Source organism: Bradyrhizobium sp. Leo170, from assembly GCF_004296405.1.
Classification (GTDB): Bacteria; Pseudomonadota; Alphaproteobacteria; order Rhizobiales; family Xanthobacteraceae; genus Bradyrhizobium.
In genome coordinates, this window is record NZ_PSRR01000349.1 from 1 (window position 1) to 9,143 (window position 9,143).

Annotated in this window: 7 protein-coding genes and 2 pseudogenes; 3 read left to right on the forward strand and 6 right to left on the reverse strand. The window is 58.6% G+C overall.

Annotation, left to right across the window (positions count from 1 at the left end; translation table 11 throughout):
• On the forward strand, positions 1-1,011 hold a 1,011-nt coding region (tnpC, locus tag CWO89_RS36240), incomplete at its 5' end, for an IS66 family transposase (protein WP_130230705.1).
• Positions 1,008-1,490, forward strand: coding sequence for a plasmid pRiA4b ORF-3 family protein (locus CWO89_RS36245; protein ID WP_463703103.1), 483 nt, complete (start codon positions 1,008-1,010; stop codon positions 1,488-1,490). The genes tnpC and CWO89_RS36245, both read left to right, overlap by 4 nt.
• 53 nt (positions 1,491-1,543) lie before the next feature.
• Here the strand turns inward: CWO89_RS36245 and CWO89_RS36250 are convergent, their stop codons facing one another.
• The 5 genes from CWO89_RS36250 to sctV are packed head-to-tail and all read right to left on the reverse strand — an operon-like array spanning position 1,544 to position 6,446.
• Positions 1,544-2,521, reverse strand: a complete 978-nt coding sequence (locus CWO89_RS36250; RefSeq protein WP_130230707.1) for a LysR substrate-binding domain-containing protein — start codon at positions 2,519-2,521, stop codon at positions 1,544-1,546.
• A gap of 23 nt (positions 2,522-2,544) precedes the next feature.
• Entirely contained in the window at positions 2,545-2,838 is a 294-nt protein-coding gene (locus CWO89_RS49775; RefSeq protein WP_130230709.1) for an EscF/YscF/HrpA family type III secretion system needle major subunit, read from the reverse strand.
• Positions 2,765-3,019, reverse strand: coding sequence for an EscE/YscE/SsaE family type III secretion system needle protein co-chaperone (locus CWO89_RS46325; protein ID WP_165421473.1), 255 nt, complete (start codon positions 3,017-3,019; stop codon positions 2,765-2,767). Before CWO89_RS46325 ends, CWO89_RS49775 begins: the two co-directional genes overlap by 74 nt.
• Positions 3,016-4,398 (reverse strand): FHA domain-containing protein, encoded by a 1,383-nt coding sequence (locus tag CWO89_RS36260; RefSeq protein ID WP_130230711.1) that lies wholly within the window; start codon positions 4,396-4,398, stop codon positions 3,016-3,018. Before CWO89_RS36260 ends, CWO89_RS46325 begins: the two co-directional genes overlap by 4 nt.
• Positions 4,395-6,446, reverse strand: a complete 2,052-nt coding sequence (gene sctV / locus CWO89_RS36265) for a type III secretion system export apparatus subunit SctV (RefSeq protein ID WP_130230713.1) — start codon at positions 6,444-6,446, stop codon at positions 4,395-4,397. The genes CWO89_RS36260 and sctV overlap by 4 nt, the downstream gene beginning before the upstream one ends.
• A gap of 1,034 nt (positions 6,447-7,480) precedes the next feature.
• On the opposite strand from sctV, the pseudogene CWO89_RS48360 reads away from it, so the two are divergent.
• Positions 7,481-7,750, forward strand: a pseudogene (locus tag CWO89_RS48360) (transposase); the annotation flags it as partial.
• A gap of 334 nt (positions 7,751-8,084) precedes the next feature.
• Here the strand turns inward: CWO89_RS48360 and CWO89_RS36275 are convergent.
• Positions 8,085-9,143 (reverse strand): annotated as a pseudogene (locus CWO89_RS36275) (IS5 family transposase); the annotation flags it as partial.

A 9,143-nucleotide genomic window follows, 5' to 3' on the forward strand; every position in this document is an offset into this window, starting at 1 on the left:
AAGTATCATTGGCATTTGCCGCTCTATCGTCAGGCGCAGATGCTGGCGACCCACGGTATCGCCATCGACCGTTCCACGCTCGCCTTCTGGGTCGGCTACGCCGCCCAGGAATTGAAGCCCTTGTGGCATCGTCTGCGCGAGCTTCTCCTCGCCTCTTCGAAGCTCTGTGTCGATGAGACTCCGGCGCCGGTGCGCGGCAGGACCAAAACCGGCTACTTCTGGGCGCTATCGCGCGATGACAGGCCCTGGGCCGGACCTGACCCACCTGGCGTGGTCTATGCCTATGCACCGGGCCGTGGGGCCGTTCATGGCTTGCGCTTGCTCGAGGGCTATCGCGGCATCATCCACTGCGACGGCTATCAGGCTTACAAGACCATGACCCGAGAGACGCGTGCGGACGCCCTGTCCGGGACGCTCGCCTTCTGCTGGTCGCATCTGAGGCGCCAGTTTGTGAAGATCGAGCGCGAGGCTGCTCCGGCGCCAGCTCCGGTTGCCCGCGAGGCTCTTAAGCGCATCGCCCAGCTTTACGCGGTCGAGAAAGCGCTCCGCGGCCGATCGGATGCCGAGCGCCGTGCTGGCAGGCAGGCGCATGCCAGACCTCTGGCTATAGCCTTGAAGCAGTGGTTTGAGGCCAAGCTTGATCACCTTGCACAGAAGAGCGACACGGCGAAGGCCTTGCGTTACGCGCTGCGTCATTGGGACGGCCTGACGCTCTACCTTGATGACGGGCGCATCGAGATGGACACAAGTGCTGTTGAGCGTGCGATGCGGCCGATCAAGCTCAATGCGAAGAACTCCCTTTTTGCCGGTTGCGACGAGGGCGCCGAGAGTTGGGCAGTACTAGCTTCGTTAATCGAGACCTGTAAGCTCAATAGCGTCAGCGCCGAGCACTGGCTCTCCGACGTCCTCGCGAAGCTCGTTAATGGCTGGCCTGCGGCGCGACTGGACGAACTGCTTCCATGGGCGTCGACCTACACGATGCATGCACACGATCCGAGGTTGGCGGCATGAGCCTCAACACGACCGCCGTCCGGATCAAGGTGACCCTCAAGGACGTGAAACCGGAGGTGATGCGATGCCTTGTCGTGTCGCTCACGCTGCGCCTTGATCGGCTGCATCTGACGCTTCAGGCGGCGTTTGGCTGGACGAATAGCCATCTCTTCGAGTTCCACGCTGGCGAAGAACGTTGGGGCATCCCCGATCCCGACGGTGATTTTGGCCCCCAGCCGATCGATGCCAGCAAGGCGCGGCTCTGCGATATCGTTCGCGAAACCGGCGCCAAGACGATCCATTATCTCTATGACTTTGGCGACAGCTGGGATCATGTGATCAAGCTCGAAAAGTGGTTCGACAACACGTCGACGGACGGTCTTCCATTCTTGCTCGATGCCGCCGGTCGTTGTCCTCCGGAAGACGTAGGCTGTGCGCCAGGCTATGCCGCAGTGCAGACCACCATCGTTCGCTTGCCGCGCGAAGCGAGCTTTCGGTAGCGAGCAGTCAGGCGGACCTGCGCCTTCCATGTGAACCGCCTGCCACTGAATTGTCACTCGGCAACCGCTAGGGTCTCGGCTTTTGAATCGACATCAGGTGTCGCAATCAGCTCGCGTCCTGCAAGAGGACTTATTTGAAGCACTTTTCGTACCTGCGCAATCAGCAAGGCGCTCACGGCTTCGGCCGCGGGGGCGAGGTCGCCACAAGAGATGAGGCAGGCTGTCATATGGATCGGTGGATCTATCACGAGCGGCCTCAGATCTTCGGCGCCTGGAATATCGGGAATGTCGCCCTTGGGCAGGATCGCATTTGCGAGACCGGCCCTGACGAAGGAGAGCGCACCGCCGAACGTGTCGACTTCTGCGATGCAGTTCGGCATCACGCCGGCCACTTCAAACGTCCGATCTAATGCGTCGCGAATTGTGTTTGGGCGCGGCGGCAATACAAGAGGGAGCTCAGCCAATTCCTCAAGCGAAACGGCGGGAGCGACTTCTCCTGTATCGGGAGGACGTACCAGGTGGAGTCGCTGTTGAAAGAGTGGCTGGCGAGTAACACCTGAGGTGGGGTCATCCTCAAGCACAGCGCAGATATCAAGCGCTCGTGATGCGATGAGCTGCTTCATCTGAAGAGAGTCACCCGTAACAAGATGGAGGCGCACTTTTGGGAGCGCTGCCCGGCTGGCTTCCATCAAGGCGCAGGCGAACGAAGCGGCGAGTGCTGAGGACATGCCGAGCCTTACAGCACCTTCCGGTTCTCCTGCCGTAGAGCGGATGATGCTGCGCAGTTGGTCAACCTGCTGAAGAATGGACGTGGCCTCACGATAAAAGACCTTGCCCTCGCGAGTCGGGCGAACGCCGCGCACGCTACGGTGCAGCAGCGCGAAGCCAAGCTCGGCTTCCAAGGCAGCCATCTGCTGACTCAGGGCCGGCTGCGCCACGTGGATTGTCGCCGCTGCTTGGCAAAAACTACCAGCATCCACGATGCCCGTGAAATATCGGAGATGACGTAGTTGCATAAAACTGGAAGACATAGCACCCCAGAATCGTCCGTAGTTCAGGTGATGTTCCGGATAATACCATTAAGCGCTTCGTGAACCGCTTTGATAACGGTCGAATTCAGGCTCAAGAGTGTAGTGTGTGTGTTCATTGAGAGCTGAAGCTTGAGCTGATCCATGGTGTCGTCCGGATTCATGGTCGCCATATGACTTCTTAGGCTGCGTTCCGATGCCGCAACAGATCTGCCAAGAGGCCCACTTATTGTCCTGAAATCCACCTCACGCCTCCAAGCCAGAGGACACGCCGCTGTGGTGGTGCATCCATGTTGTATTAACAACGTCTGTTGCGGCATCTATTGCATCAAGCAATGTGCACAATGCGTCGAAATGACGCCGCGTGACGCCGCCATCCATGTCACGTTTCAACGATTGTCGCCAACTCTCAAACTCTCTCTTAAGGGCAGATAACTCTGCGCCATCGACGTCATCTACCAGCTGTTTCTGCAGCTCAAGCCTGACCAGATGCTCGCTCACAGTTGATCCTCCTCTGCTATCCATTCCGGCTTGTTCGGATAGGGAACGTGCACGTCGGCCTCCCCGATACGCACAAGCATTCCGTCGCGATCGATGACAACGATCTTGCCGAAATGATCGATATTATCGCCGACTTTCAGGCGTGTTCCGTTCTGAACGACGATGAACGGAGACCGGCCGAGGTGCACACCTCTTGCTGCCGGCAATACCACTGGCGAACAGTGCGCCTCGAGCCGAATGTGGGGCGCGAACTTCTCCTCGAAGCGGGAGGCAACGGTCTTCCACTCGCTATAGGCGGTTGGGGTAAGGGCCCCCGAAACGAGGATGGCGTCTGGCTTCACCACGATGCGAATGGAGCCGCGGAGGTCGGCTGTCGTCGCTGTCTCTAGAAAGGTTCGTGCGCGGTCCGGCGTTGCGACTGTGTCATCAATTGTGCGAACTCCGGGAATATCCTGCTGCAGACGATGAAGGGCAGCTTTAACGGTTGCATCACTCGGGCCATATCCCGTTATTGATATCCCTCCGGCGCTTCCCACGCGAATACTCCCCTCGATGCCGAATGCCCGTATTACGGTCGTTGACAGGTCGATCATCTTTGCATCAGACAGGGCGGTGGCGGTCGCCGTTTTCGGTGTTACCTCTGCTGTTAGCCCTGCGTCACGCAGGGCTGCTTTGATCCTTGTAGCCTCTTCAGGTCGCAAGTCGCCGTCGATGATCAGATTATCATCTTGGAGCGCGATGCTAACATCGCGTCCGACATTCAAATCGCGAAGGACGTTCCTGGCAATCTTGATCGAGTCAGTACCCGGAACGGCGGCCGGGGTGAGAGAGGCAACAACCCGCTCAATCCCGGCACAAGCTCCATAGGCGATGATCAGAAGGCCGCAAGCGGCTGCACCAAGCCGAAATGGCCGAGGTATCGAGTTCATCGCAAGACGAGGTTCTCGCCCCCGGGGCGCCGCTCCTTCGATAGCTGGGGGGGCATGCTCTGCGTGCAGACTTCTGCGCTCGACCACGGAGTCGACATCGGGAAAGCTGGCACCGGTCGGGCCGATACTGAAAATCGTCCGCCCAACCTGAACCGGAGTGAGTGGATCGAGGGTCGTCGGGCACTCTGTTAGACAATCACTACCGCCGATGAGCACACCCGGTGCGAGTGCGGTGATCTGGATTTGCCCGGCCTCGATGACAATGCGAAGATGTGAGTCAACCAGTTCCGGATCTGCGAAGGTAAGGTCGTCAGCGTCATGGCTACCGACTAGCCACGCTCCATCGCCGAGCGGTGTCTCGGCCCCCTTGTTGGGGCCAGATAGCACATGCAAGGACAGTTGGGTCTGATCGCCCGTGAGAACATCTTGTTCTATGTTCACGTTTCTCATTGCAGCGATATCCTTCCCAATGGCTGTATGGAGATATCGGGGGGAAGCTCCTGATAGGATAGAACTGGAAGTTCGTAGAAGTCGGTTTCGATGACCTTGCGTACGTATTGACGTATATCCATCGACGCCAGCAGCACCGGCTTGTGCGGCTGCTGGGTAAGGTTGCCGATAGCCTCTCGTATCGCGTCAATGATCTGACCGGTGGTTCGAGCGTCAAGGGCGAGATAACTGCCGGCGGAAGTCTGCCGAATGGCGTTGCGCACCGTATCTTCCACTTCTGGCGTGAGAAGGTAAGCGGGCAGCAGGTTCGTGCCGATACAATACGGAATGCAGAGTTGCCTCCTCAGCGCACAGCGCACATGCTCGGTCAGCAGGACAATGTCTTTTTCGATCTGTGCCCGTTCGACCAGTGCGGCGAGGATGGTGCGCATATTACGCAATGAAACCTCCTCCGCGATTAGGCGTTGAAAGACCTCTGAAATCTTCTGCAGAGGTGCTGAGCGCAGTACTTCCTTTACGAGTTCCGGGAACCACACCTCGATGCGATTCAAAAGAGTTTTTGTCTCCTGGATCCCGACAAACTCCGCAGCATGCCTGCGCAGGATTTGGCCAGTATGGTAGCCAAGGATCTGAACCGACTCCAGGAAAGGGATGTTGGCAGCTCGCAATGATTCGCGATGTATGGCGTCCACCCAGACCGTCTCGATGCGAGGAAGGAAGGGTTTGTCCAGAACACATGGAATGCCCACAAGATCGAGGTTCTCAGGAGTATCGCGTGCCAAAAGATGCTGCGATCGCAGTCGCCCTTCACCGCATGGTATTTCATTTACCATGATGACATACGCTCCGTCCTTGCAGCTGTCGTTCACTCGCACATTGATCGCTGGAAGAGGGACGCCGAGATCAAGAAGGAGCGCTTGCCGTTCGGCATCCAATGCTTTGTTTAGCAGATCGGGAGGGATGACCGCCTCAACGTCGTCACCAATGTCGATCATCAGTGGCACGGTGAACGTGATGCCATTATCGGCGACTTCATCACCGCCGCCGGTCGGCTTCACTGCCGGTGCGGCCAGCCGCCGATTACGCTGTAGTTGCCAGCCACTGCCTCCGACTACGAGCGCCAAGATCATGAAGACTCCCGTCGGAAAGCCAGGGACGAACGAAAAGAGAAGGAGAATGAATGACCCGACAATCAGCGCACGTGGTTGTGCGCTCACCTCGTCGCCGATTTCGTTGCCGAGATCTGCACCGCCATTTTCGTCACTAACCCTCGTAACGATAAACCCCGCTGTAATCGCCGTGAATAGAGCCGGTATCTGACCGACGAGTCCGTCTCCGATGGTCAGGATCGCATAGACCTCGAGCGCCTCGTACAATCCCATTTCCTTTTGAAACGAACCAATCGCGATCCCGCCTACGATGTTCACGGCAATGCTGATCAAGCCCGCGATGGCGTCACCCTTGAGAAACTTCATGGCGCCGTCCAGGGCACCGTACAGCTGGCTCTCGCGCTCAATCGCAAGGCGGCGCCGACTTGCCTCTCGCATATCAATACTGCCGGCACGCAAGTCGCCGTCAACGCTCATTTGCTTGCCCGGCATCGAATCCAGAGAAAACCGTGCAGCAACCTCCGCGACACGCTCAGATCCCTTGGTGATGACGACAAACTGAACGATTGTCATGATCAAAAAGGTAACTGCGCCCACCACGAGATTGCCGGCCACCACGAAGTCCCCGAAGGTCTTGATGATCTGGCCGGCGTCTGCATGAAGTAAGATAGTGCGTGTCGCGGCGACTCCAAGCGATAGCCGAAATAGCGTCGTCACCAAGAGCACTGACGGAAAGGAGACGAACGCAAGGGGGGATTTAATATAGACCGCCATCATCAGCAGGAGTGCCGAGAGTCCCAGGTTGGCGGCCTGTAGCACATCCATCAGGACCGGCGGCAGTGGAATTATCATCATGAAGATGATCGTGATCAGCAGCGCCACCAGAACAATATCATTACGGCCTGACGCGACCGTTCGGACTCTGTCAAGAAACTTCATGCTAGCCACTTGCGCGGCATCCTCTGTAGGTGCGTGTCCGGCATGAGCGACGCGATGAACCGCAGACAGGTTCCCGCCTTGGCGCTGATGCTTGCCCAAATGCTTTGACTAACACTCGTGGCGTTCGAAATCGGCCCTCGCCGTCCCGTGACAATGGTAGAAAGCGCCTTGGATGGGCAGCGCCCCACCTGTCCGCAATATTCAGCGTTCGGCGGTGCGACGCGCCCGGCGGTGTTGAGATCGATTTGTCAGTCCCAGCTGCCATCCTCAGCACGCACCTAAGCAGCGATTCCCCGCGCGGCCTTGTTCTTGAGAAATTCGCTGAGCTTACGAAGTAAGGTAGCGTAACGTATGCAGGTGGGCTTCTTAGGCTTCGGGACGGTTCTAAGCATCGCTCCGAATCGGCGTTTGCAATCTCCCAATTGTCGCCTTCGAAACAGTGTCGTGGCGGAAAACGATCAATAGTGTTCCCGCCCTCGGAGCGATTGGAGATGCGCGGGACATCCAGTGTCGATCCCGTCGGCTCCCCCGAGCAAGTACGGATCGCCCAACTGATACCATCGTTTTGCCGGAACATGACGCCATCTGCTAAGTCTTGATTGATCTTGTCACGGCCCGATAAACCGCAGCGGCGGTTTGGAAAGCTCGTTTCAAGATCAGTTTGAGCTTGTCCGGAGGTAGCAATTGTCATGCCGAAACCGTTCTCGAACCAGGAAGCCAATCTTCAGCGGGAATGCAGGCCTGGCCGGCGTTTAATGAGCGGGATTTAGACGCGGTTCATTCGTCACCCGACTTGGGTCACGTTGTGTCGATCAACGATGACATGCAAAGATAGTATTCCACGTTTGGCGTGGCGAATGATCGAAAATGGGTGCCAAGGCGACGAAGTGGCCTGCGCGGAGTGGTGGTGACCAAGTATGAAGTTGTTGTGACGCGGGCAGTGCCGCGCATCCAGACTGTGCACTTTATCACCTTCACGAGTGCGACCGAAGTCGACGTGTTCGGCCATACAAATGCTGTGCCCCGCCTGACTCAATCGGATCGAGCGCCTCAACGATGAGATCAAGCGGCGGACCGAGATGGTCGGCATCTTCCCGAACGAAGATGCCATCGTGCGCCTGGTCTTGCAATCCTGAGCGAACAAAACGACACGGGAGCTTTCCGGGGAAGCGATGCACTCACCATCGGCGGCAGCAGCACGATAGTGCGCTCGTTACCTGACGTTGGAGGCTATTACGACTGTGAGCGATAACCCATCGTCGGCTTGCTCTCGGCGGCTAGTGTTCTGTCCCGTTAATTCGTAGCATAATAATTGCATGGGTTTGAGGTGTGCCGATCGAAGGAGATACCCGATGCGGACCGGACGCCCGGAGGCGATGCTGACGATTTCCGGCGATGAACGCACACAGCTCACGGCCATAACACCGCGGATTCCATCCTCCAGAAACTCGCACGACTTTGTTGACGAATTTCCGGGACAGAACACTAGCTGACGCCGTCCGACTCGGCAGGATAGCGGCGGTGCTCCCTCGTCAGCTACGCCACGCCACCGACGCGATCCGAGCTGGTCTTGCGTCGAATCCAGCCCAGGCGGCGGATAGGTTGGGCTTGCCTAGTCGTCCGTGAAGAACCCGCATTTCAGCTCGGGGCGAGGTGAAGTCGGAGGCTGAGCAGGACGAGGATTTGGTGCAACAAGAGCTCCAGCCAGCGGATGAGGCGACGGAAGTTGTAGCCGGCGGCGGCGAGGACGGCATTGGTGGCATCGCCCTGGCGGTGCCAGAGATAGTTCCGGCCCATCCGATGTTCGGATTTGAGATGGCCGATGACCGGCTCGATGGCCGAGCGGCGGCGCATCTCGCGTTTGATCTTGGGCGTCACCCGCCGCTTCTGCCCTGAGATGAACACCCTGAACTTGTAGTCGGGTGGCGCATTGTGGCCGCGATAGCCTTTGTCGAGAACGAGGCGCTCGATGATGTTGCCGATCAGCGCCTCCATCTCCGGGATCACGGTCTCGAGTGTATGGCCATCATAGGGGTTACCGGGCAGCGCCTTCACATGGGTGACGAATTGGCCGCCTTTGGCGTGCGATAGCGTTGTGGCGACGGAGAGCTTGACCCCGAACTCGTAAGGCCGGTGCGCCTTGCCCTTGCCGATGCACTCCACCTCCGGCGCGCGTGCAGCGAGTAGACCTTGGGGCCGCGCTGGTGCTGCTTCTGGTCAAGCACCCGTCGCGCCAGCGCCAGCATGCGGCCGAGGACAATCTCGCCAAGCAGGTCGGTGCGGCCTTCGATCTTGCGGGTGATGTCGCGGATGACGCGGCCGAGATAGGTTCGAAGCGTCCTCAAGGCTTGGCGCGCTTGAACTGCTTGGCGTGGGCATAGCGCTGATGCTTGATCAGCGCGAACTTGCCCACCCGCGCATAGGATTGCCGCAACGCGAGGCCCTGCCGTTTTGCCAGCCGGACCAGGATCTCGCGCGCGCGGTTGAGAAGCCGCGCGTCGGTCGGGAACATCACGTTCTTGGGCTGCACCGTGGTGTCGACGATGACGCGGTTGAGGTCGGACGGCTTGATCGCTTCGGTCTTGGTGGCGACCGAGAGGCTCTCCTGCAGCAGCGCTTGCAGCTTCTCCTCGCCCATGCGCTGGCGCCAGCGCGTCAGCGAGGAGCGGTCGAACACCAGGCGGTGCTGGAAGAACT

What these genes read in the sequence shown, in the direction of transcription:
- CWO89_RS36245 (WP_463703103.1), top strand. Translation starts at nt 1,008, where the DNA reads ATGAGCCTCAACACGACCGCCGTCCGGATCAAGGTGACCCTCAAGGAC.
- CWO89_RS36250 (WP_130230707.1), bottom strand. Translation starts at nt 2,521, where the DNA reads ATGTCTTCCAGTTTTATGCAACTACGTCATCTCCGATATTTCACGGGC.
- CWO89_RS49775 (WP_130230709.1), bottom strand. Translation starts at nt 2,838, where the DNA reads ATGCCGCAACAGACGTTGTTAATACAACATGGATGCACCACCACAGCG.
- CWO89_RS36260 (WP_130230711.1), bottom strand. Translation starts at nt 4,398, where the DNA reads ATGAGAAACGTGAACATAGAACAAGATGTTCTCACGGGCGATCAGACC.
- sctV (WP_130230713.1), bottom strand. Translation starts at nt 6,446, where the DNA reads ATGAAGTTTCTTGACAGAGTCCGAACGGTCGCGTCAGGCCGTAATGAT.